The following is a 21247-nucleotide window of genomic DNA, read 5'->3' on the forward strand; positions in this document are numbered from 1 at the left end:
ATGACAGGCTTTGCCCACACGCCCGCGCCGCCTTACTACGCGGTCATCTTCACCAGCCTGCGTACCGAGGGGGACGATGGCTACGGTGCCATGGCGCAGCGCATGGTGGAGCTGGCAGCGCAGCAGCCGGGGTTTCTGGGGGTGGAATCGGTGCGCGATGGCCTGGGCATCACGGTGTCGTACTGGGCCGATCTCGCATCCATCGCCGCCTGGAAGGCAGATGCCGAGCATCTGGAGGCCCAGCGCCAGGGGCGCGAGAAGTGGTACGCAGGCTTCAAGATCCGTATTGCCCGCGTGGAGCGCGACTACGGTCTGTGATCTTCAATCGAGCGTGAATGCTGCCAACGCCGCCAGCGGCGCGGTTTCTGCGCGCAGCACCCGCGTGCCCAGGGTGACCGGAGCGAAACCGTGCTGCAGGGCCAGGTCTTCTTCCGTGGGGCTCAGGCCCCCTTCCGGGCCAGAGAGAAAAACCAGGGCGCTGCTGCCGGGCACCTTGGTGTGCAGCGGCTGCGTTTCGGCGCGCAGCGACAGCAACAGGCGCGCGCCCTGTGCGTCGGCGAGTGGGCTGCGCAGCCATCCCGCCAGATCCATGGCCGGGTGAATGGTCGGCACGCGGTTGCGCCCGCACTGCTCGCAGGCGGCCACGGCCACGGCCTGCCAGTGGGCGAGTTTCTTGTCGGCGCGCTCGCCCTTGAGCTTGAGCACGCTGCGCTCGGCCAGCAGCGGGGTGATGCTGGCCACGCCCAGTTCGGTGGCTTTTTCAACCAGCCAGTCCATGCGCTCGTTGGCGGTGATGCCGGCCAGCAGGTGCACCGTGCGTGCGGCTTCGCGCTCGATGGCGTGGTGGGCGCCCACCTGCACGCGCACCTCGCTGCGGCCCATGTGGGTAATGGTGGCGTCGAACTCGCCGCCCGGCGCTCCGGGGTCTTGCAGGCCGCCGTGGAACAGCGTGATCGAATCACCCGGCTGCATGCGCAGCACCTGCACATGGCGCGCAGCGCCCGCAGGCAGGGCGAGTTCCAGCCCGGGGGCCAGGTCTGCGGGGCAGTGAAAGCGCGGCATTTACTGTGATTTTTGTAGCTGTTTGCGCTTGATGGATAAGCGCTAGAGGCTAATTTGTTATATATTTTTAAACGCGTCCAAAGGCATAGCCCATAGCCGCTTCTGTGCCTTCGATCTGGTCGATGAGCTTGCACAGCGGGCCCAGCTCGCGGTAGCGGTCGGCGGTGCTGCGGATGTAATGCAAAAAGCGGGGCGCGTCCTGCAGGTACTTGGGTTTGCCGTCGCGCAGCGTCAGGCGCGCAAAGATGCCGGCCACCTTCAGGTGGCGCTGCAGGCCCATCCATTCGACACTGCGGTAGAACTCGCCAAAGTCGGCCCCCCAGCCGCTGGGGCTGCCCGCGCCCAGCAAACCCGCCTTGCGCGCCTTCTCCCAGTAACGCACGGTAATGTCGATGACAAAATTTTCGTCCCAGCTGATGAAGGCGTCGCGCAGCAGGCTGGCGATGTCGTAGGTGATGGGGCCGTACACCGCGTCCTGAAAATCCAGCACGCCGAGCGGCCCGCCAGGTGTGGTGGGCACCATCAGGTTGCGCATCATGAAGTCGCGGTGCACAAACACGCTGGGCGCCTCCAGGTTGTGCGCAACGATGCGGTTGAAGGCGTGGTCGAGCACGGCCTGCTGCGCTGCGTCCAGCACCATGCCGCGGTGCTGGGCGATGTACCAGTCAGGAAACAAGGCCAGCTCACGCCGTAGCAGGGCTTCGTCGTAGGGCGGCAGCACGCCGGGGCGTGAGGCCAGCTGCCACTGCAGCAGCGTGTCGGTGGCTTGCTGGTACCAGGCGTAGGCGTCTTGCGGCGCTGCGGGGTCGAGTTTCTCGATCACGGTGTGCTGGCCCAGGTCGGACAGCAGCATGAAGCCGTTCGCCTCGTCCCAGGCCAGGATCTGCGGTACATGCAGGCCCGCTTGCTGCAGAAGGGCCTGCACCTGCACGAAGGGGCGGCAGTTTTCTTTGTCCGGCGGCGCGTCCATCACCACGCAGCTCTGGCCGGGCGTGCCCGTGTCGATGCGCAGGTAGCGCCGAAAACTGGCATCGGCCGAGGCGGGGCGCAGGGTGTCGGGCTGCAGCCCCTGCGCAGCGGCCAGGGGTGCCAGCCAGGCGTCGAAGGCGGCATGGCGCGCGGCGTCAGGCCAGGCCACGGTGGCCGTTGTGCGAGGGGGGGAGGCTGCGAAAGCGGAGGGAGTAGGGTGGCTCATGGATAATCGGATTCTACAAACCCGGCCTGTCCGGCGCGGGTGGCGGGCGGGCGCATGGTGCGCGCCGTGCGCGGCTGATTCCATGGACTGATTTCTTGCACGATTTGCATCGCACCTCTTTCCTGCTGTCCGCCTCCTCAGGGCCGGTACCAGTCCACCCGCGCACGGCGGTCGCCGCACTGGTGGCGGGCGTGCTGTGCGGTCTGCCCTTGGCGGCTTCGGCGCAGGCCAGCGCCTGGGATGCGCCCACCACGCTGCGGGCCAGCCCGATGCTGGGCGAGACCATTCCGGAAGCGGTGCGCTCGCAGTTGCCGGTATTTGTGTCGGGCGATCGCATTACGGGCCAACCCGACATCCGCACCGAGATCGAAGGCAATGCCATGCTGCGCCGGGGCGACACCGTGGTCCGTGCACAACGCATGGAATATACCGCCCCCGACGACACCGTCCGCGCCACCGGGCCGGTGCGCATCAACCGCGCAGGCAATGTGTACGAAGGCACAGCGCTGGAGTTGCGCGTGGATGCCTTCGAAGGTTTTTTCACCGACGCGCGCTACCAGTTCTTGCGCAACGGCGCCCACGGCGAGGCGGTGCGTGTGGATTTCATCGACCGCGACCGTGCCGATGTGCACAGCGCCACTTACACCACCTGCACGCGCGAGGAAGGGCAAAGCTGGCGGCCCGACTGGGTGCTGCGCGCTGACCGCATCCATATCGACCAGGCCGAAGAAGTGGGCACAGCCGACAACGCCGTGCTGGAATTCAAGGGCGTACCGCTGCTGCCCATTCCGCATATCAGTTTTCCGCTGTCGGACAAGCGCAAGTCCGGGCTGCTGCCGCCCACCCTGGGGCTGAACAGCGTCAACGGATTCGAATACGCCCAGCCCTACTATTGGAACATCGCGCCCAACCGCGACGCTACCCTGCAAGCGGCCATCATGGCCAAACGGGGCATCCAGCTGGGTGGCGAATTCCGTTACCTCGAGCCCTCTTACCAGGGCCAGGTGCGCGCCGACGTATTGCCAGGCGACCGTTTGCGCGATCAAAACCGCTGGAGCTATTCGCTGCAGCACACGGGCACCATCGATACGAGCGTGGGCGGTCTGGGGGTGAACCTCAACCTCAACCGCGCCAGCGACGACAACTACTGGCGCGACTTCCCGCGGGGCACCCAGCAATTGACGCAGCGACTGCTGCCCGGCGACGCCCAGCTGTCCTGGGCCGGCGCGGAGACGACGCTGCGCTTGCGCACGCTGAAATGGCAGACGCTGCAGGATGTGTCCGCACCCATCGTGCCGCCCTACGATCGCCTGCCGCAGCTGCAGTGGCGCTATGCCCCGTCGCGCCTGGGCGCCGGGTTGGATGCCAGTCTGGAGCTGGACAGCACGCGCTTTCATGCAGACCGTAGTCGGACGGGCCAGCCCAATGCGCAGCGCAGCTTTGCACTGGCGCAAATCAGCCGCCCTTTCCTGGCACCTGAAGGTTTTGTCACGCCGCGCCTGCAATGGCATGCCAGCCAGTACCAGTTTGACAGCCCACTGGCGAACGGCGCACGCTCAGCCAGCCGTGCGCTGCCCACCTTCAGCGTCGACAGTGGACTGGTGTTCGAGCGCGATGCAGGCTTCTTCGGGCGCGCTTTCATGCAGACGCTGGAGCCGCGCGCCTTTTATACCTACACACCCTACCGCGACCAGCACCTGCTGCCGGTGTACGACACGGCGGCCAACGACTTCAACTTTGCCACCATCTATACCGAGAACGCCTTTGGCGGGAACGATCGCATTGCCGACAACAATCTGCTCACCCTGGGCGTGACCAGTCGCCTGCTCGACCCCGCCACCGGTGCCGAAACCGCGCGTTTCGGTGTGGCGCAGCGCTTTCGCTTCTCTGACCAACAGGTCAGCCTTCCTGGCACACCCGCCGTAAGCGAGCGGCTGTCTGACGTGCTGGTGGGCGCGGCCGTGAACTGGGTGCCGCAGTGGAGCGTGGATTCCACGGTGCAGTTCAACCGCAAGACCGGGCGCTCGATCCGCTCGACCATCGGTGCGCGCTACCAGCCGGGCGACTACCGCGTCGTCAGCGCGGCCTACCGCCTGCAGCGCGGTACCAGCGAGCAGGTCGATATCGGTTGGCAGTGGCCCTTGAACGACCTGTGGGGCGACAAGGGTGCCCCAGGTGGCAAGGCTGGTGGGCGCGGTGCGCCGGATGGGGGCGCGCGCTGGTACAGCGTGGGCCGATTGAACTACAGTCTGCAAGATCGCAAGCTGGTGGATGCCGTCGTCGGCATTGAATACGACAGTTGCTGCTGGATTGGCCGCGTGGTGCTTGAGCGCCTGCAAAATGGCCTGAACAATAGCAACACCCGTCTGTTGTTCCAGATCGAATTCGTGGGTTTCTCGCGTCTGAGTCTGGGCTCCAACCCGCTCAGCAGCCTCAAGCAAAACATTCCTGGCTACCGGTATCTGCGCGACCAGGTCAGCATCCCCAGCCGCTTCAGCAACTATGACTAACGCACAGCCCTACACCATGAAATCACGTGCCCTGGCTCTTGGCCTGGTGTGCCTGGCCTCTCTTGTTTCACTGGGTGCCGGAGCCCAAGGGGTGCGCACCCCCGGCGCAGCAGGCGTGGGTGTGGGGCGCAAGCCGCCGCCCTCCGTGCCGGCGCCGCAAACCAAAACAGCGGCCGCACCCTTGGAGCCCCGGCAGGCTGATTTCATCGTCGCCGTGGTCAACTCCGAGCCGGTGACCAACCACGAGGTACGCCTGCGCCTGGCGCGCCTGCAGCGGCAGGTGGCCGGCCAAGGCGGCGCGCAGCCGCCGCAGGAGTTGCTGGCACGTGAAGCCCTGGAGCAGATCATTCTCGAACGCGCGCAGCTCCAGCTGGCCCGTGAGTCCGGTATCGTGGTCGATGACCTGGCCGTCAATCAGGCCGAGCAAAGCGTGGCACGGCAGAACGAGGTGTCCTTGCCAGAAATGCACAAGCGTCTGGCGGCCGACGGCATCAGCCGTGAGCAATTTCGCCAGGAGTTGCGCCGCCAGTTGACGCAGCAGCGCTTGCGCGAGCGCGAGGTGGATGCCCGTGTGCGCGTGAGCGACCATGAAATCGACCAGTACCAGCGCGAGCAAGGTGCAGGTGCCGAACAGGCCCAGATGGATCTGAATCTGGGCCATATCCTTGTCGCGGTGCCCGAAGGTGCCAGTCCCGCCCAGGTGGCCGAGCGCCAGGCACGCGCCCAGACCGCAGCCGACAAAGCCCGTGCAGGCGGAGATTTTGCCGCTCTGGCGAGCGAATTTTCTGACGCCGCCGATGCGCGCACCGGAGGGCTGATGGGCTTGCGCCCGGCCGACCGCTATCCAGAACTTTTCGTGCAAGCCACACAGGCACTGCCTGTGGGCGGCGTGGCGGGGCCCGTGCGTTCGGGGGCCGGTTTCCATGTGCTCAAGGTGATCGACAAAACCCGCAGCGGCATGCCCGCTACGGTCATGCAAAGCCACGCCCGCCATATCCTGCTGCGCACCAGTGCCCAGCTGAGCGAGACGGCCGCCGCCGACCGGCTGGCCGACTACCGCCGCCGCGTTCAAGCGGGTCAGGCCGACTTTGCAGAGCTGGCCAAAGAGCATTCTCAGGACAGCAGCGCCAAGCAGGGCGGCGATCTCGGTTGGTCCAATCCCGGCAGCTACGTACCCGAATTCGAGGAAGTCATGAACGCGCTCAAGCCCGGCGAAATCAGCGCGCCCCTGGTGTCGCGTTTTGGCGTACACCTGATACAACTCATCGAGCGGCGCGAGACCAAGCTCAATCCGCGCGAGCAGCGCGAAGTGGTGCGCCAGATGGTTCGCCAGAAAAAAATCGAGGACGCCTATGCCGTCTGGGCGCAGGAACTGCGGGGGCGTGCCTATGTTGAATACCGCGATCCGCCGCAATGAGGGCCGTTTTTTCCGCATTTTCTGAACGGCATCGTTCCCCGTTGAACGCTGGAGCCGGACGATGAAGCACATTCCCCGCAAGCGCTTTGGCCAGCACTTTCTGGCCGATGGCGGAATCATTGACGCCATCGTGATGGCGATTGCACCGCAGCCCGGTCAGCCCATGGTCGAGATCGGGCCTGGTCTGGCGGCGCTGACCCAGCCCCTGGTCGAGCGCCTGGGGCGCTTGACGGTGATTGAGCTCGATCGGGATCTGGCGCTGCGCCTGCGCTTGCATGGGCAGCTCGATGTCATCGAGTCTGATGTATTAAAAGTGGATTTTTCGCAGGTGGCACAAGCGCTACATGCTACAAAAATAAGAGTTGTCGGCAATCTGCCGTACAACATCTCCACGCCCATCCTGTTCCACTTGTTCAAGTATGTGGATGTGATCACCGACCAGCACTTCATGCTGCAAAAGGAAGTGATCGACCGCATGGTGGCTTCGCCCGCTACCAGCGACTACGGGCGCCTGTCGGTCCTGCTGCAGTGGCGCTACGCCATGGAGAACGTGCTGTTCGTGCCGCCGGAGAGCTTTGATCCACCGCCCCGTGTGGACAGCGCCGTGGTACGCATGGTGCCGCGCGAGGCTCCCGTGGCGCTCGATGCACGTTTGCTGGAGGAGTTGGTGCAGGTGGCCTTCAGCCAGCGGCGCAAACTGCTGCGCCACACCCTCGGGCGCTGGCTCGAAGCACGCGCCTTTGCCGGGACCTTCAATGTGCAGCGCCGCGCCGAGGAAGTGCCCGTGCACGAATTCGTGGCGCTGGCCGCTAGCCTGTAAAAAAAAGGCGCCCACCCGAGTAGAGGGAGCGCGAGCGCCGTTGCTCTGTCTTAGATCATGAAAACGTTCTTAGACCACGGGGCGTAGCAAGGCGGCCATGCCCGGCGTCTGCCAGACACTTTGGTCCCGTTCCGCCACCAGCGCGGCCTGGATTTCGGGCCGGTTTTGGAGTAGCTTGGCTGCGCCCGCGCTGCCCATCACCATGATGGCCGTGCCCAGGCCATTGACGCTGGCGGCATCGCGCGCCAGCAGGCTTACGCCGTGCGGGCCATGGGTCGGTCGGCCTGTGGCGGGGTTCAAAATGTGGTGCTGGCGTTCGCCTCGCACCATGAAAAAGCGTTCATAGTCGCCCGAAGACGCCACGATGGCCTGGCCTTGCAATTCCAGCATGCCCAGCATGCGTTCGGGCGCATGCGGGTCGCGCAGGCCCACGCGCCAGGCGCGTCCGTGGAGCTGGCCCGCGATGAGCACATCGCCGCCACCGTTGAGCAATGCATGTTCCACGCCATGGCGCTGGAGCATTTTCATGCCGGCTTCGAGGATGGGCAGTTTGGCCACGCCGCCGAGATCCAGCGCCATACCGGGCTGGCGCAGGAAAGCGGTACCCGTGCGTTCGTTTAGCACCAGATTGCGGTAACCCACCAGGCGGCGTTGTGCCTCGATTTCCTGGGGTGTGGGCAGGCTGGCCTGGCCTTCGCCAAAGTGCCAAGCCTTGAGCGACCCCACCGTAATGTCAAAGGCGCCCTGCGTTTGTACGGCCAGCTTTTGTCCCGCCTGCAGTACCGGCATCACCTCGGCTGGCACGCTGACGGCATGCACGCCGGCCGCACGGTTGATGCGGCTGACAATGCTGTCCGGGCTGTAGCGGGTCATCAGGGACGCCAGGCGCGCCATTTCCTGCCAGGCCTGCGCCACGGCAGTCTGCAGGGTGGGCTGGTGCGCGCCATGGGCAACGATATCCACCTGCGTGCCCATGAGGCTACGGGTGCTGCGTTCCACCGTGGCATCTGTTGTGGCCATGGCAGAAGGAAGCCAGGCAGCGCTGCCCAGCAAAGGCAGCGCCATGGCCATGCGCCGCCTGGTCAGCCCACGGGGCAGATGCATGCTGTGCATGGCCGTCTCCCGGATTAGCTGGACAAGCCAACCATGTAGTCAACAGCGGCCTTGACGTCGTCGTCTGCCATTTTGCTGTTGCCGCCACGGGCCGGCATCATGCCCTTGGCGCCGGTGAAGCCTTCCAGAGCGTGTTTGTACAGAGTCTCTTTGCCTTGGGCGATACGTGGGCCCCAGTCGTCCTTGTCGCCGGGCTTGGGAGCGCCGGCTACGCCTGCCGCATGGCACAAGGCGCAAGTTTTGTTGTAAGCGCTCTTGCCCAGGGCTGCGTCAGCCACAGGAGCGGGTGCTGCAGCAGGAGCTGCTTCGGGGGCAGCAGCGGCGGCCGGTGCCTCGACGGGCGCAGGTGCTGCTGCGGGTGCCACGACTGGGGCTGGCGCCGGAGCCGTTGTTTCAGCGGGCTTCTTGTCGCCGCAAGCGGTCAAAAAAAGTGCCAGGGCGGCAATGGCGAAAACGGGGGTGCGGTTTTGCATGGGGTGTCTCTGTATCGTAAATCGAAAAAATGCGTGGCCTACTTGCGTGCAAGCCGGCTCGCTGCGGACGGCATGGCGGCGCCACTGGGAGGGCAACACCAGAAGGCAGCCCGCACGGGTCTGGCATTTCTGCACAGAGCCACTACAGCACCGAAAGCACAGCCTGTAATGTAAGCCGTTTACAGAGCATTTTCGGGGTTACCCCTACGAGCAATCTTGACAAATGTCAAGGACACGTCTGATTACCTGCCTATACTTGTCAACCATGAAAACCCTGAGATCCATGACCCGACTGCGCTGGTGGTTATTGGCGTGGTTTGCCCTTTACCTGGGTGCCGCCATGGCTTCGCCGATTATCCAGCCAAAAGCGCTGGAGCTCGTCTGCTCCAGTGCTGGAGTCGTCAAGATCGTTGCGCATTCCACCGATGGTAGCGAAGCGCTGGGCGCTGTCGGTATGGACTGTCCCCTGTGCTTGCTTGAAGGTGCGCCCCCTGCTGCGGCGCACGCCCGCTGGCCCACTTTCGCGCCGCAAGCCGATCACCCTTCTTTTCGTATCCGCGTTTTTGCTGTAGCCACCATGGCGGCGCCGCCGCCTGCGCGGGCTCCTCCCCGTTTTTCCTGAGCCCATCCTAAAGAGGTAATTCACCATGAGCCAAAAGAAAGAAGACCTGAACGTAGCAACCGCTGGCATTGGACGCCGCCGGTTCATCAACACCGCCGCACTGGCTGGGTTGACCGTTGGGGTCGCTGCCTGTAACGATAAGCCGGCTGCCAGCCCGGCGGCGCCAGCGGCGTCCAGCCCTGCTGCTGCGCCCGCGGCATCCCATGCCAGCGCCAGTACCCACCTCAAGCCTGGTGAACTCGACACCTACTACGGCATCTGGAGTGGTGGACACACTGGAGATATGCGCATTCTGGGCCTGCCGTCCGGCCGCGAAATCCACCGTATCCCCTGCTTTGTACCTGATGCACTCGTAGGCTGGGGCATCACCAACGAATCCAAGGCCGTCATTGGCACCAAGCCCGATGGCAGCCTGAACTACACGGTGGCTGACACCCACCACACGCACGCCTCCTACAAGGACGGCAACTACGATGGCCGTTACGCCTGGATCAATGACAAGATCAACAGCCGTATCGCCCGCGTTCGTCTCGATTATTTCGTCTGCGACAAGATCACTCAGCTGCCCAATGTGCAGGGCTTTCACGGCATCTTCCCGGACAAGCGTGACCCTGTTGATCCGGCCATCAACTACACCACCCGCGTGTTCTGCGGCGGCGAATTCGCCATTCCCATGCCCAACAACATCGGCACCGCGGATCACACCAAGTACCGCTCGCTGTTCTCGTGCGTGGACGCCGAGACCATGGAAGTGCGCTGGCAGGTGATGATCGACGGCAACTGCGACCTGGTGGCCACCTCGTTTGATGGCAAGCTCGCCGCCACCAACCAGTACAACGTCGAGATGGGTGCGCACTATGAGGACATGATGTCCGCCGAGCGCGACGCCTGCCTGTTCTTCAACGTGGCGCGCATCGAGGAAGCCGTCAAGGCCGGCAAGTTCAAGACCATCGGAACCTCCAAGGTGCCCGTGGTGGACGGCACGCATGAAAGCAACAAGGATCCCAAGACCGCTCTGACCGCCTACGTCAGCGTGCCCAAGAACCCGCACGGCGTGAACGCCAGCCCTGACCAGAAGTACTTCATCTGCGCCGGCAAACTCTCGCCCACCGCTACCGTGATCGAGTTGGCCAAGGTGCTCGACTGGTTTGACGGCAAGATGGAAAAGCTCGATGACGCCATCGTTGCCGAGGTGGAAATCGGCCTGGGCCCGCTGCACACCGCCTTCGACGGCCGTGGCAACGCCTACACCACGCTGTTCCTGGACAGCCAGGTAGTGAAGTGGAACGTGGAATCAGCCATCAAGTTCCATGCCGGCGACAAGAGCGCCAAGTATGTGGTGGATCGTCTCGATGTGCACTACCAGCCCGGCCACATCAACGCCACGCAGTCCGAGACCATTGCCGCCGACGGCAAGTACCTCGCTGTGGGTTGCAAGTTCTCCAAGGATCGCTTCCTACCCGTGGGGCCTCTGCACCCCGAGAATGAACAGCTCATCGACATTTCTGGCGAGAAGATGGTGCTGCTGGCGGACCATCCGGTTCGTGGCGAACCGCATGATTTCATCATTTTCAAGCGCGATCTGGTCAAGCCCAAGCAGGTTTACTCGCACGACGATTTCCCACTGGCCATCAAGGATCCCAAGGAATCGGGCGTGTTCCGCAACGGTAAGAAGGTCACTGTCAAGATCACGTCCCAGGCGCCTGCGTTCAGCCTGCGTGAATTTACGGTGAAGAAGGGTGATGAAGTCACCTTGATCCTGACCAACCTCGACAAGATCGAAGATTTGACGCACGGTTTTGCCATTCCGAACCACAACGTCAACTTCATCGTTAACCCGCTGGAGACGAAGTCGGTGACCTTCATTGCTGACAAGCCCGGCGTGTTCTGGTGTTATTGCACCCATTTCTGCCATGCTCTTCACCTTGAGATGCGTACGCGCATGATTGTTGAAGGCTGATAGGTCGTTCACCGGAGGCGCGCAGCACTAGGGGGTGCGGCGCCTTCACTATAGGAAAGCGTGATGTATTTGCTTGGCCAACGGTTCGCGATCCTTGGGGTCGCTTTTTTTCTGGCGTTGTCGTTGCTTGCTCCGCGCGCCCATGCGGGCGCTTATGAAGCCGAGTTGCCTGCGGAACTTGCTACCGCCAAGGACATGTGCGCGTTGCTGCCATGCAAGGACGTATTCCCCGGGGCCCAGCATTTTTCTGAACGCAAAGGCCAGCCGCCGTACGTGGAGGCCTACGACAACGATGGGGCCCAGAAGAAACTGCTGGGCTATGTGATGTTGTCCACGGACATCACCGACACGCCGGCTTATTCCGGTAAGCCGGTGGTTACGCTCATTGGCATGGACTTGCAAGGGCGCTTCGTCGGCGTCCAGGTGCTCAAGCACTCCGAGCCGATCTTGTTGCTGGGCATTCCTGAGTCGGCCCTCGTGAATTTCAACAACCAGTACCTGGGCAAGTCGGTAACCGACCAGATCGAGGTGGGCCCTTCCCGGCCGGAAGAAAACGTACTAGGCCTTGATGCCATCTCCGGCGCTACTGTCACAGTGATTGCGCAGAACCAGGTAATGATGCTGTCGGGCGCTGCGGTGGCGCGCCAAACGGGCATCATTGCGCCCACAGTGCGCGACCCTGCGCGCTTTGTCGCCACTGGCCAGCGCTACGACTGGGCGCAATTGGTGGCCATGGGTGCGGTGCAGCCCTTGCTTGTCAAGCCTGAGCAGGTCGGGTTGCCGCGCGGCCCGGAGCCGTTCATTGAATTGTGGTTTGGTGACCTTAACCATCCAGATATCGGCCGCAGCCTGCTGGGCGATGGGGGTTATGAAAGCCTGCGATCGCGCCTCAAGGAAGGCGAGAACGCTCTCTTCGTTATCCGCACCGGCGGTGGCGAATCCTTCAAGGGATCGGGTTTTGTGCGTGGCGGTATCTACGACCGCGTGCAGGTCAAACAGGGGGCTGATGCGTTTACCTTCCGCGACCTCGATTCCTACAACCTCTATGGCCTCTCCGCCGAAGGCGCACCGCGCTACAACGAGTCGGCCATCTTTGTCATTCGATCCAGTGCGTTCTCGGCCGCCTATCCCTGGAAGTTTGCCTTTCTGGGCAACCGTGTGGACCGGGCCACCGGGCACCGCAGCTTTGCTGTCTTCGAATCCAAATACTGGTTGCCTGCCAACCTGCTCGAGGGTGGACGCCCCAAAGTTGTGGAACCGGATGCGCCCTGGGTGCGGATCTGGAAGTCTCAGGCCCTGCCTATCAGTCTGTTTGGTCTACTGCTGGTCGCCGTCACGGTGATCTACGCGCTGCGCGAGCGGCTCACGCGCCTGTCCACGCACAAGAACAAATGGCCTGTCAACGGTTTCAAGTACACGTTCTGGGCCATCAGCATCTTCTGGATCGGTTTTGGCTACATGGCACAGCCCTCCATCACGCAGGTGCTGACTTGGTTCCATGCGCTGCTGTTCCAGTGGACCTGGTCGCTGTTCCTGTCCGATCCGTTCATTTTCCTGTTCTGGATCTTCATCATCGTGACCGTGTTCCTGTTCGGACGTGGCCTGTTCTGTGGCTGGATGTGCCCGTTCGGGTCGCTGCAGGAAGGCATCTACAAGATCGCCAGGGCGGTCGGTTTGAAGCGCTTCCAGACCCAGCTGCCGCAGAAGTGGCATGACCGCCTGAAATGGCTCAAGTACGCCATTTTCTTTTTCCTGCTCACCGTGTCCATGTTCTCCATGGGTCTGGCAGAAAAGCTGTCTGAAGTTGAGCCTTTCAAGACCACCTTCCTGGTTGGCGTAATGAACCGGGCCTGGCCCTATAGCTTGTTTGTGGCCGCGATTCTGGGCGTATCCATCTTCATCGAGCGCCCGTACTGTAAGTACATCTGCCCGTTGGGCGCGTCGCTGGCCATGCCCAGCACTTTCCGCTGGTTTGGTCTCAAGCGCAAGCAGGACTGCAACAGCTGCAAGGCCTGCGCCGTGGGCTGCGGCGCGCAGGCCATCGACGCCGATGGCCGCATCGACCACCGCGAGTGCCTGCACTGCCTCGATTGCATGATTCTTTACACCGACACCAAGGGCTGCCCGCCGCTCGCCAAAGAGCGCAAGCGCCGCGAAAAAGACGGCCTGGAGATCACGCCCATTGGCGCGAATGGCTATTTCATTCCTATCCATCCGGCGGCAAGTTTCACCGAGCAGATCAGCGCCAAGGCGGCCAATGGCCCCGACCCCCGCATGCCTACCGAACCTGTGGCGCCCTGGCACAAGGCAGGCGAATCGAGCCTGAAATGGGTCATCATGGAAGTGCGTGACCATCTCTGGCCCTGGAGCACCGAGGGCTGGCACAGCCAGCGCGCGCTGCAGATTGCAGGGTTCTCCCTGGCTGTGGCCGCCACGGTGGCGTGGGTCATGACGGCCATGGGCACGCTGTCGTCCGGTGCCATCATTGGCTGGTGGTTTGGCTGGAGCGTGTACGAAGTGCTGATCCGCCTGTCGGGCCGCCGCTACGTCAAGGACGGCCCATGGTGGCGCGGCAACTACCGTGCGGCAGGAGTGATGGACATGATGAGCTACGTGGGTTTCAAGAACCTGCTGATCGGCGCAGCGCTGTTCCTAGTGCTCAAGTCGATGGGCTGGCTGATCCCATGACGCATGGTTTGGTGCGCGCCTCCCTTGTTGCGCTGCTGGGTCTGAGCGCGGCATGCCTATCTTGGGCAGCCACCATCCAGGTGCAACCCGGCCAGGATCTGGCGGCTGCCGTCCAGTCGGCGGCGCCCGGCGACGTGGTCGAGGTGCAGCGCGGCATGTACCGCGCCAACCTGCTGATCGACAAGCCGCTCACGCTGCGCGGCATCGACCGCCCCACGCTCAGTGGCGGGCTGACCGGCGACACCATCCGCGTGACGGCGCCCGACGTGGTGATCGAGGGCCTGATCGTGCGCGACTCGGGCAGCAGCCTCAAGGAGCAGAACGCCGGCATCTACCTCTATCCCGGCGCGCACCGCGCCGTGGTGCAAAACTGCGACCTGACCTACAACCTGTTTGGCCTGTGGATCGAAAAGGCCAACGACGTGCGCATCGAGGGCAACCTCATTACCGGCAAGCGCGAGTTCGATTCGGCCCAGCGCGGCAACGGCATCCAGCTCTACAACACCCAGCGTGCGCAGATCCTGCACAACAACATCGGCTTCGTGCGCGATGCGCTGTATGTGGACGTGTCGCACCACGCCGTCTTCCGTGGCAACAAGCTGCACCACAGCCGGTACGGCACGCACTACATGACCTCGTACTACAACGTCTGGGAAGACAACGAGACCTACTACAACCGGGGCGGCCTGGCGCTGATGGAGGTGCGCGAGCAGACCGTGCGCAACAACCGCGCCTGGGGCAACTCCGACCACGGCATCATGCTGCGCTCGGTGCAGGACGCGGTGGTCGAGGGCAACGTGGTGGCCGGCAACAACCGGGGGTTTTTCATCTACGACGTCGAATACGCCGTGTTGAAAAACAACCTGGTGGTGGACAACGTCGTCGGCGTGCACCTCTCGGCCGGTTCCACGCGCAACGTGGTCGAGGGCAACGACTTCATCGGCAACCGCGAACAGGTGCGCTATGTGGGCGCCCGCGATGAGCCCTGGGGCGTCGAAAGCGGCAACCACTGGAGCAACTACCTGGGCTGGGACCGCAACGGCGACGGCGTGGGCGACGTGCGCTACGAGGCCAACGACATGGTGGACCGGCTCAGCTGGCGCTACCCGAGCATGAAATTGTTGCTGGCCAGCCCCGCGGTGCAGGCGCTGCGCCTGGTGGGCCAGCAATTTCCGGTCTTGCGCGTGCCTTCGGTCGTTGACCCCAAGCCGCGCATGGTTCCGACACACAAGAATTGGAGTGAGTGGCGTGGCAAGCATTTCCCCGGTCAGTAACGGCATGGCGGTTTCGCTGCGTGGCGTGACCAAACATTACGGCGCCTTGCATGCGGTCGACGGCGTCGATCTGGACATCGCGCGTGGCGAGATTTTTGGCCTCATCGGCCACAACGGCGCGGGCAAAAGCACGCTGTTCAAAATGATGCTCGGCCTGGTGCCGACCACCAGCGGCGAGATTTTGGTCGGTGGTGCTTCGGTGCGCGGGCGTGGTTTTCGCGCCGCGCGCCGCCACCTGGGTTACCTGCCCGAGAACGTGGTGCTGTACGACAACCTGAACGGCCTCGAAACCCTGCGTTTTTTTGCCAAGCTCAAGGGCGCGCCCCTGGCGCAGTGCCAGCCGGCCCTGGAGCGCGTGGGCCTGGCCCATGCCGGCAAGCGCCCGGTGCGCGAATACTCCAAGGGCATGCGCCAGCGCCTGGGCTTTGCGCAGGCGCTGCTGGGCGCGCCCCAGGTGCTGTTTCTGGACGAGCCCACCAGCGGCCTGGACCCGCAGGCCATCCGCGACTTTTATGCCACGCTGCGCGGCCTGCAGGCCGAGGGCGTGACCATCATCATCACCTCGCACATCCTGGCCGAGCTGCAAGAGCGCGTCGGGCGCCTGGCGATTTTGTCGGCCGGTAAGGTGCAGGCCGTGGGCAGCGTGCAGGCGCTGCGCGAGCAAACCGACATGCCGCTGGTGTTTGAGCTACAAATCGAAGCGGGTGACACCCCCGCCGTGGCGCAGGCGCTGGTGCACGCCACGACGGCCATCCCCGAGCCGACCACCCTGGGCTTGCGCCTGGCCTGCCCGCGCGAACGCAAGATGGCCGTGCTGGCCGCGCTGGCGCCCTTTGGCACACGCGTGCTCGACATCAAGATGCACGAGCCCTCGCTGGAAGACGTGTTCTTCGGCTTTTCGGACTGAAAGGACAGGCCATGGAACTGACACAAATTTTCACCGTTGCCGCCAAGGAATTTCGCGACCGTATCCGCAACCGCTGGGTGCTGGCCGTGGCGCTGGTGTTCGCCGTGTTCTCGCTCGTCATTGCCTACTTTGGCGGTGCGCAGCAGGGCGCGGTGGGCTTTCGCTCGATCGAGTTCACCATTGCCAGCCTGGTCAGCCTGGTGATCTACCTGATCCCGCTGATCGCGCTGCTGCTCGGCTTCGACGCCATCGTCGGCGAACGCGAGCGCGGCTCGCTCGACCTGCTGCTGTCGCTGCCCATCACGCGGCTCGAACTGCTGCTGGGCAAATACCTGGGCCTGGCGGCAGCACTCACCTTGTCCACGCTGGTCGGTTTCGGCCTGGTCGCGGTGCTGCTGTACCAGCACGTCAGCTGGGCCGGGCTGTACCACTACATCGGCTTCATGATTAGCTCGGTGCTGCTGGGGCTGGCCTTCTTGAGCCTGGCCGTGCTGGTGTCGGTGATTGCCCGCGACCGCACCCGCGCCTCGGGCCTGGCCATTGCCATGTGGTTCTTCTTCGTGCTGGTGTTTGACCTGTTGCTGCTGGGCGTGCTGGTGGGCACTGGCGGCAGCTTTGGCGGCGATGCCTTTGCCTGGCTGCTGCTGCTCAACCCGGCCGACGTGTTCCGTATCCTGAACGTCTTTTCGCTCGATGACGTGCGCACGCTCTATGGCCTGGCCAGCATCGTGCCGCCGTCGCTGGGCAGTCCTACCGTGATGGGCGGCGTCATGCTGGCCTGGATTGTGTTGCCGCTCGCGCTGGCACGTTGGAGATTCAAATGAAAAACACACCCTGTTCTTGCCGCCGCCACCTGCTCGGCGGGCTGGCGGCCATCACTGCCTTGGGCGCACTGGGCGGCCTGGTCGGCTGCGGCGAGCGAGGCGGCAGTGCCCAGACCCTGGCGCCGGTCGAGATCGACCGCTCCACCAGCTGCGAGCTCGACGGCATGCTGCTGTCCGACTACCCCGGCCCCAAGGCGCAAGTGCACTACGCCGGCCAGGCGGCCCCCAGCTTTTTCTGCGACACGGTCGAGCTGTTCAACACGCTGCTGGCCGGCGAGCAGGTGCGCGCCATCAAGGCGGTGTACGTGCAGGACATGGGCCAGGCGCAGTGGGAACAGCCGGTGGGCCACTGGATCGACGCCAAGACCGCAATCTACGTGCTGGGCAGCAAGCGCCACGGCTCCATGGGGCCGACCATTGCCAGCTTTGCGCAAGAGGCCGACGCGGTGAAATTCGCCGCCGAATATGGCGGCAAGGTGCTGCACTTTGCCGATATCAAGGCCGACATGGTCGACCTGAGCGGCGGTGCCCTGCACGACACGCGGATGTAATCGCACCATGCACCAGCCCTGGCAGCCCCCCATGCCCGCGCAGGCCCTGCGCCTGTGGGTGGGCGCGGGCCTTGCATTGGTACTGTTGGCCCTGGTGCTGTGGAGTCTGCCCATGGTCCGTACAGCCCAGGGGCCTGGGGCGGCCCCCGAGATCGAAGCCGACGTCTGCGTTGTCGCACCCCCCACGCCCTACAACCCCGCCTCGGGCCTGCCTTTGCAGGCGGCCCGTCCGGTTCCTGCCGATGTGCGCTGCCCGGTGTGCGGCATGTACCCGTCGCGCTCGCCCGATTGGGCGGCGCAGGTCATTTTTGCCAACGGCGATGCGCAATTTTTCGACTCGCCCTTGAGCCTGTTCATGTACCTGGGCGACGTCGCCCGCTACAGCCCCGGGCGCAGCGCGGGCGAGATCGTGGCGCACTACGTCACCGACGTCTCCAGCCGCAGCTGGGTCGATGCGCGCAGCGCCTTCTATGTCACTGGCTCCACCGCCAAAGGCCCCATGCGCGCAGGCAACCTGCCCGCCTTTGCATCACAAGAGAAAGCGCGCGAGTTTGCCGCGCAGCGCGGCGGCAAGGTGCTGGCCTATGCCGATGTCGACGCCGGGCTGGTGGCGCAGCTGGGTGGGCAGGGCGTGCATGCGCATTGAATAGCTATTGAAAATGTAGCTACTAGCGCTTGATGGATAAGCAGTGCAGGTATTTTCCAATCTCAATCAATCGGTGGATAGGCGTGAATAGCTATGCTTTTGGTAGCGGTGAGCGGTAAAAAGCGTTTCGTCTCGAAGTCGGCGCTGCTATTCAATGAGCACTCACCGTGAAGTATCACCATGACTTGGTCAGTGGTTCTTTGGAGCGCAAGTTGGATCAACAGGAAAGCGTGGCCGCTGGAACTGCTCCGACCGATCTGATAGGGGAAGGGCGAGGAGCCGCTCCAAAACGCCGAGCCGGGGATGCAGGGCGCCCATGAAGGGCAAGATGGCTGCATCGGGTGCACACCGGTGGACAAACCGGACGAGCACTCCGCGTATTCCATAACTGCTATATATTGGTTTACGTCCCACACCCTCCAAGAGGAATCCATGTCGATCCAATCCGCTCTGAAATCCACCGTGGTGGCCCTGGCCATTGGGGCCACTGGGCCGCTTTTCGCACAGGGCACGCCCATCAATGCAGCGGCGTTTGACGCGCTGGTCGCGCAGGGCCCTGTCGCCGACGCGGCCACCATCGCTTCGAGCACCTGGGCCAGCAAGATCAAGCAGGCCGGCCTGCTCCGCCTGGGCGGCACGCAAACCTCGAATCTGTTCTCGCTGCTCAACGAGAAAGACGGCAAGATGCGCGGCTTCGACGCAGGTTTGGCCCAGCTCATCACCCGCTACATCCTGGGCGATGGGGCCAAGATCCAGTTCACGCAGGTGACCTCGTCCACGCGCGAACAGGTGCTTATCAACGACCAGGCGGACATGGTGCTCGCCACCTACTCCATCACCCCCGCCCGCGCCGAGAAGATCTCGTTCGCCGGCCCCTACTACACCTCGCAGGCCGGGGTGCTGGTCAAGGCGAACAACAAGGCGATCCAGTCGTACAACGATCTGGGCGGCAAGAAGGTTGCCACGCAGGCGGGCTCCACGGGGCCCGCGATCCTCGCGCAGTTCGCGCCCAAGGCGGTGGTTCAAGAGTTCCAGACCCACCAGGAAGCCCTTGACGGACTGCGCCAGGGGCGCGTGGACGCCTACGTTACCGACTACACGCTGCTGCTCAATGCCCTGAGCCTTGGCACCGGCGACGCGCAGCTGGCGGGCGCGCCCTTTGGTGCGCAGGACCCCTACGGCATCGGGCTGCCCAAGGGCTCGGACGGCGTGGCCTTCATCAATGGTTTTCTGAAGAAGGTGGAAGCCGATGGCACCTGGGCCAAACTCTGGACCATCTCCATCGGGCAGCGCACCGGCAGCACCGCCGTTCCGACGCCGCCCGCTCTGCCATAACCCGTTTCAATAGCGGGTTTCCATAGCGGATGGGCGAGGTTTCCAAGCTCCTGGTCGACTACGGGCCTGCCTTCGGGCAGGCCCTTTTGCTGACCTGGAAGCTCACCGTGCTGTCGTTCGTGCCCGGCTTCTTGCTGGGCATGGTGGTGGCGGTGCTCCGGCTCCTCCCGCTGCCGCTGCTGCGCTTCGTGCTGACCGTCTACGTCGAGATCTTCCGCAACATCCCCAGCGTTGCGCTGCTGGTCTTCATCGTGTTCGCGCTGCCCGATCTCAACGTCCTGATCGACTATGAGCCCAGCGTGGTCCTGACCTTGGCGTTGGTCTGCTCGGCGTTCACGGCGGACTACCTGCGCGCGGGCATCAACACCGTGAGCGGCGGCCAGGCCGAGGCGGCGCTCAGCCTGGGCATGCGGCCGATGCGCGTCATCACGGCGGTGGTACTGCCGCAGGCACTGCGCGCGGTGGTGCAGCCGCTGACCTCGCTGCTGATTGCGCTGATGCTGTCGACCTCGCTGGCCTCGCAGGTGCCATTTCCGGGCCGGGAGCTGACCGCGCTCGTGTCCAAGATCGCCACAGACTCCGCCGCTGGCATTGCCGCGTTCGCGGTCGCCGCTGCGATGTACGTGGCGACGGGCTTGCTCATTGCCTGGGCGGGCGCCACCCTGGAAAAGAAGGTGCGGATACTGAAATGAAGCACCCCCTGAGTCGCTTTGCGTCTTCCCCCTCTCTCGCTGCGCGGGAGGGGGACGCACCCGGTGGCCTGGCAAAGCCAGTTCCACGGGTGCGCTGGCTTGGAGAGCGCCAGTTTCATGGTTGCAGGTGGCGCGCAGCGCTATAGATAACTGGGATGAGCCGCTCTCTGGAAGACATTCTGTTTGGCGATCCCCGGCCGCAAGCCCGGGTCGCCCGCCGCGCCGCGAGCGCGGTCACGGCCGCCGTGCTGCTCCTGCTGGCTGCGGGGGTCGTGCTGCGCTTCCATGCCGCAGGGCAGCTGGGCGCGCGGTACTGGGAATTCTTCGCCTTGCCAACCACCTGGGCCTTCCTGGCCAAGGGCCTGCTCGGCACCATGGCCTCGGCGGCCATGGCCGCCGCGATCGCGTTGTCCCTCGGGCTGGTGCTGTTGCTGGGGCGCCTGGCGCGGCCGCGGCTGCTGCGCTGGCCGAGCGTCGCGGTCATCGAGTTCCTGCGTGGCACGCCGACGCTGCTGCTCATCTATGTGTGTTTTCTAGTGCTTCCGCAGATCGGGATCAAGCTGAGCACCTACTGGATGCTGACCTTGCCCGTCGGCCTGAGCACCGCCGCGGTGGTGGCCGAGGTGTACCGCGCGGGCGTGCTCGCCGTTCCCCGTGGCCAGACCGACGCTGCGCGAAGCCTGGGGATGACCGAAATGCAGGTGTTCTTCGTCATCGTCTTCCCCCAGGCCCTTCGCTACATTGTCCCGGCGCTGGTCGCGCAACTGGTCATCGTGGTCAAGGACACGACCTTCGGCTACGTCGTCACCTACGGTGAACTCATGCAGAACGCCAGGGTGCTCATCGCCAACTACCATGCGCTGGTGCCGGTGTACCTTGTGGTGGCGCTGCTGTATTGCCTGGTGAACTACGCGATCTCCAAGGCAAGCAAGCGGCTTGGCGAGCCGGTGCATTGACCATCGTTCAGCATGCTCCATGCAACTTCGCCAGAAATGAAAAGAGAGCGGCACTACTGCGACTCTCTTTTTTATAGCTGCTATCGCTTGTCCATAAAGCGCTAGAGTCTTATTTCATCTGATATTGAGCAGATCTCAGAGGGTTCTCGCTCCCTCTCCCGCAAGGGGCGAGGGGGCCAATCCCGAGCGCCGGTCTTTGTAC

Annotated in this window: 19 protein-coding genes; 15 read left to right on the forward strand and 4 right to left on the reverse strand. The window is 63.9% G+C overall.

Annotated elements, in window-relative coordinates; all coding sequences use genetic code 11:
* Complete coding sequence (locus ACYVOC_RS03630) at positions 1–318, forward strand: antibiotic biosynthesis monooxygenase family protein (RefSeq protein WP_461160918.1); 318 nt, start codon at positions 1–3, stop codon at positions 316–318.
* Positions 319–321: 3 nt separating this feature from the next.
* On the opposite strand, the gene ACYVOC_RS03635 is transcribed toward ACYVOC_RS03630, so the two are convergent.
* Positions 322–1062 (reverse strand): 16S rRNA (uracil(1498)-N(3))-methyltransferase, encoded by a 741-nt coding sequence (locus tag ACYVOC_RS03635; RefSeq protein WP_461160919.1) that lies wholly within the window; start codon positions 1060–1062, stop codon positions 322–324.
* Positions 1063–1129: 67 nt separating this feature from the next.
* Positions 1130–2257 carry an aminoglycoside phosphotransferase family protein gene (locus ACYVOC_RS03640; RefSeq protein WP_461160920.1) on the reverse strand — a complete coding sequence of 376 codons (1128 nt, stop codon included), beginning with the start codon at positions 2255–2257 and terminating at the stop codon, positions 1130–1132.
* A gap of 125 nt (positions 2258–2382) precedes the next feature.
* On the opposite strand from ACYVOC_RS03640, the gene ACYVOC_RS03645 reads away from it, so the two are divergent.
* From ACYVOC_RS03645 to rsmA, 3 genes are all read left to right on the forward strand, one after another.
* Positions 2383–4767, forward strand: a complete 2385-nt coding sequence (locus ACYVOC_RS03645) for an LPS-assembly protein LptD (protein ID WP_461161167.1) — start codon at positions 2383–2385, stop codon at positions 4765–4767.
* A 16-nt stretch (positions 4768–4783) separates the two neighbouring features.
* A complete protein-coding gene (locus ACYVOC_RS03650; RefSeq protein ID WP_461160921.1) occupies positions 4784–6184 on the forward strand; it encodes a peptidylprolyl isomerase in 1401 nt (466 codons plus the stop codon).
* A 61-nt stretch (positions 6185–6245) separates the two neighbouring features.
* Positions 6246–7004, forward strand: a complete 759-nt coding sequence (rsmA, locus tag ACYVOC_RS03655; RefSeq protein WP_461160922.1) for a 16S rRNA (adenine(1518)-N(6)/adenine(1519)-N(6))-dimethyltransferase RsmA — start codon at positions 6246–6248, stop codon at positions 7002–7004.
* 69 nt (positions 7005–7073) lie between these two features.
* Here the strand turns inward: rsmA and ACYVOC_RS03660 are convergent, their stop codons facing one another.
* Together ACYVOC_RS03660 and ACYVOC_RS03665 are read right to left on the reverse strand one after the other, a co-directional pair.
* Positions 7074–8117: an FAD:protein FMN transferase gene (locus ACYVOC_RS03660; protein ID WP_461160923.1), complete on the reverse strand. Its 1044-nt coding sequence runs from the start codon at positions 8115–8117 to the stop codon at positions 7074–7076.
* Positions 8118–8131: 14 nt separating this feature from the next.
* Positions 8132–8590 carry a c-type cytochrome gene (locus ACYVOC_RS03665; RefSeq protein WP_461160924.1) on the reverse strand — a complete coding sequence of 153 codons (459 nt, stop codon included), beginning with the start codon at positions 8588–8590 and terminating at the stop codon, positions 8132–8134.
* Between the two features lie 283 nt (positions 8591–8873).
* Here ACYVOC_RS03665 and ACYVOC_RS03670 point away from each other — a divergent pair, with 283 nt between their 5' ends.
* The 11 genes from ACYVOC_RS03670 to ACYVOC_RS03720 all read left to right on the forward strand — a co-directional run bounded on the left by ACYVOC_RS03670 (position 8874) and on the right by ACYVOC_RS03720 (position 21045).
* On the forward strand, positions 8874–9212 hold the full coding sequence (locus ACYVOC_RS03670; protein ID WP_461161168.1) for a DUF2946 family protein: 339 nt from the start codon (positions 8874–8876) through the stop codon (positions 9210–9212).
* A 25-nt stretch (positions 9213–9237) separates the two neighbouring features.
* Entirely contained in the window at positions 9238–11172 is a 1935-nt protein-coding gene (nosZ, locus tag ACYVOC_RS03675) for a TAT-dependent nitrous-oxide reductase (protein ID WP_461160925.1), read from the forward strand.
* Positions 11173–11235: 63 nt separating this feature from the next.
* Positions 11236–13860, forward strand: a complete 2625-nt coding sequence (locus ACYVOC_RS03680; RefSeq protein WP_461160926.1) for a 4Fe-4S binding protein — start codon at positions 11236–11238, stop codon at positions 13858–13860.
* Entirely contained in the window at positions 13857–15134 is a 1278-nt protein-coding gene (locus ACYVOC_RS03685) for a nitrous oxide reductase family maturation protein NosD (RefSeq protein WP_461160927.1), read from the forward strand. The genes ACYVOC_RS03680 and ACYVOC_RS03685 overlap by 4 nt, the downstream gene beginning before the upstream one ends.
* 4 nt (positions 15135–15138) lie before the next feature.
* On the forward strand, positions 15139–16041 hold the full coding sequence (locus tag ACYVOC_RS03690; protein WP_461161169.1) for an ABC transporter ATP-binding protein: 903 nt from the start codon (positions 15139–15141) through the stop codon (positions 16039–16041).
* Positions 16042–16052: 11 nt separating this feature from the next.
* The gene (locus ACYVOC_RS03695; protein WP_461160928.1) at positions 16053–16865 is read left to right on the forward strand and encodes an ABC transporter permease; all 813 of its coding nucleotides are present in this window, start codon (positions 16053–16055) and stop codon (positions 16863–16865) included.
* Entirely contained in the window at positions 16862–17416 is a 555-nt protein-coding gene (locus ACYVOC_RS03700; RefSeq protein ID WP_461160929.1) for a nitrous oxide reductase accessory protein NosL, read from the forward strand. Before ACYVOC_RS03695 ends, ACYVOC_RS03700 begins: the two co-directional genes overlap by 4 nt.
* Before the next feature lie 7 nt (positions 17417–17423).
* The gene (locus ACYVOC_RS03705; protein WP_461160930.1) at positions 17424–18062 is read left to right on the forward strand and encodes a nitrous oxide reductase accessory protein NosL; all 639 of its coding nucleotides are present in this window, start codon (positions 17424–17426) and stop codon (positions 18060–18062) included.
* Between the two features lie 432 nt (positions 18063–18494).
* Positions 18495–19397 (forward strand): glutamate ABC transporter substrate-binding protein, encoded by a 903-nt coding sequence (locus ACYVOC_RS03710; RefSeq protein WP_461160931.1) that lies wholly within the window; start codon positions 18495–18497, stop codon positions 19395–19397.
* A gap of 29 nt (positions 19398–19426) precedes the next feature.
* Entirely contained in the window at positions 19427–20089 is a 663-nt protein-coding gene (locus ACYVOC_RS03715; RefSeq protein WP_461160932.1) for an amino acid ABC transporter permease, read from the forward strand.
* Positions 20090–20244: 155 nt separating this feature from the next.
* Positions 20245–21045, forward strand: a complete 801-nt coding sequence (locus ACYVOC_RS03720; protein WP_461160933.1) for an amino acid ABC transporter permease — start codon at positions 20245–20247, stop codon at positions 21043–21045.
* Positions 21046–21247 lie beyond the last annotated feature (202 nt).

The sequence above is a fragment of the Simplicispira piscis genome, from assembly GCF_054783455.1.

Bases quoted from the DNA above. Each gene is read 5' to 3' on its own strand.
- ACYVOC_RS03630 (WP_461160918.1), top strand. From the start codon at position 1: ATGACAGGCTTTGCCCACACGCCCGCGCCGCCTTACTACGCGGTCATC.
- ACYVOC_RS03635 (WP_461160919.1), bottom strand. From the start codon at position 1,062: ATGCCGCGCTTTCACTGCCCCGCAGACCTGGCCCCCGGGCTGGAACTC.
- ACYVOC_RS03640 (WP_461160920.1), bottom strand. From the start codon at position 2,257: ATGAGCCACCCTACTCCCTCCGCTTTCGCAGCCTCCCCCCCTCGCACA.
- ACYVOC_RS03650 (WP_461160921.1), top strand. From the start codon at position 4,784: ATGAAATCACGTGCCCTGGCTCTTGGCCTGGTGTGCCTGGCCTCTCTT.
- rsmA (WP_461160922.1), top strand. From the start codon at position 6,246: ATGAAGCACATTCCCCGCAAGCGCTTTGGCCAGCACTTTCTGGCCGAT.
- ACYVOC_RS03660 (WP_461160923.1), bottom strand. From the start codon at position 8,117: ATGCACAGCATGCATCTGCCCCGTGGGCTGACCAGGCGGCGCATGGCC.
- ACYVOC_RS03665 (WP_461160924.1), bottom strand. From the start codon at position 8,590: ATGCAAAACCGCACCCCCGTTTTCGCCATTGCCGCCCTGGCACTTTTT.
- ACYVOC_RS03670 (WP_461161168.1), top strand. From the start codon at position 8,874: ATGACCCGACTGCGCTGGTGGTTATTGGCGTGGTTTGCCCTTTACCTG.
- nosZ (WP_461160925.1), top strand. From the start codon at position 9,238: ATGAGCCAAAAGAAAGAAGACCTGAACGTAGCAACCGCTGGCATTGGA.
- ACYVOC_RS03680 (WP_461160926.1), top strand. From the start codon at position 11,236: ATGTATTTGCTTGGCCAACGGTTCGCGATCCTTGGGGTCGCTTTTTTT.
- ACYVOC_RS03685 (WP_461160927.1), top strand. From the start codon at position 13,857: ATGACGCATGGTTTGGTGCGCGCCTCCCTTGTTGCGCTGCTGGGTCTG.
- ACYVOC_RS03690 (WP_461161169.1), top strand. From the start codon at position 15,139: ATGGCGGTTTCGCTGCGTGGCGTGACCAAACATTACGGCGCCTTGCAT.
- ACYVOC_RS03695 (WP_461160928.1), top strand. From the start codon at position 16,053: ATGGAACTGACACAAATTTTCACCGTTGCCGCCAAGGAATTTCGCGAC.
- ACYVOC_RS03700 (WP_461160929.1), top strand. From the start codon at position 16,862: ATGAAAAACACACCCTGTTCTTGCCGCCGCCACCTGCTCGGCGGGCTG.
- ACYVOC_RS03705 (WP_461160930.1), top strand. From the start codon at position 17,424: ATGCACCAGCCCTGGCAGCCCCCCATGCCCGCGCAGGCCCTGCGCCTG.
- ACYVOC_RS03710 (WP_461160931.1), top strand. From the start codon at position 18,495: ATGTCGATCCAATCCGCTCTGAAATCCACCGTGGTGGCCCTGGCCATT.
- ACYVOC_RS03715 (WP_461160932.1), top strand. From the start codon at position 19,427: ATGGGCGAGGTTTCCAAGCTCCTGGTCGACTACGGGCCTGCCTTCGGG.
- ACYVOC_RS03720 (WP_461160933.1), top strand. From the start codon at position 20,245: ATGAGCCGCTCTCTGGAAGACATTCTGTTTGGCGATCCCCGGCCGCAA.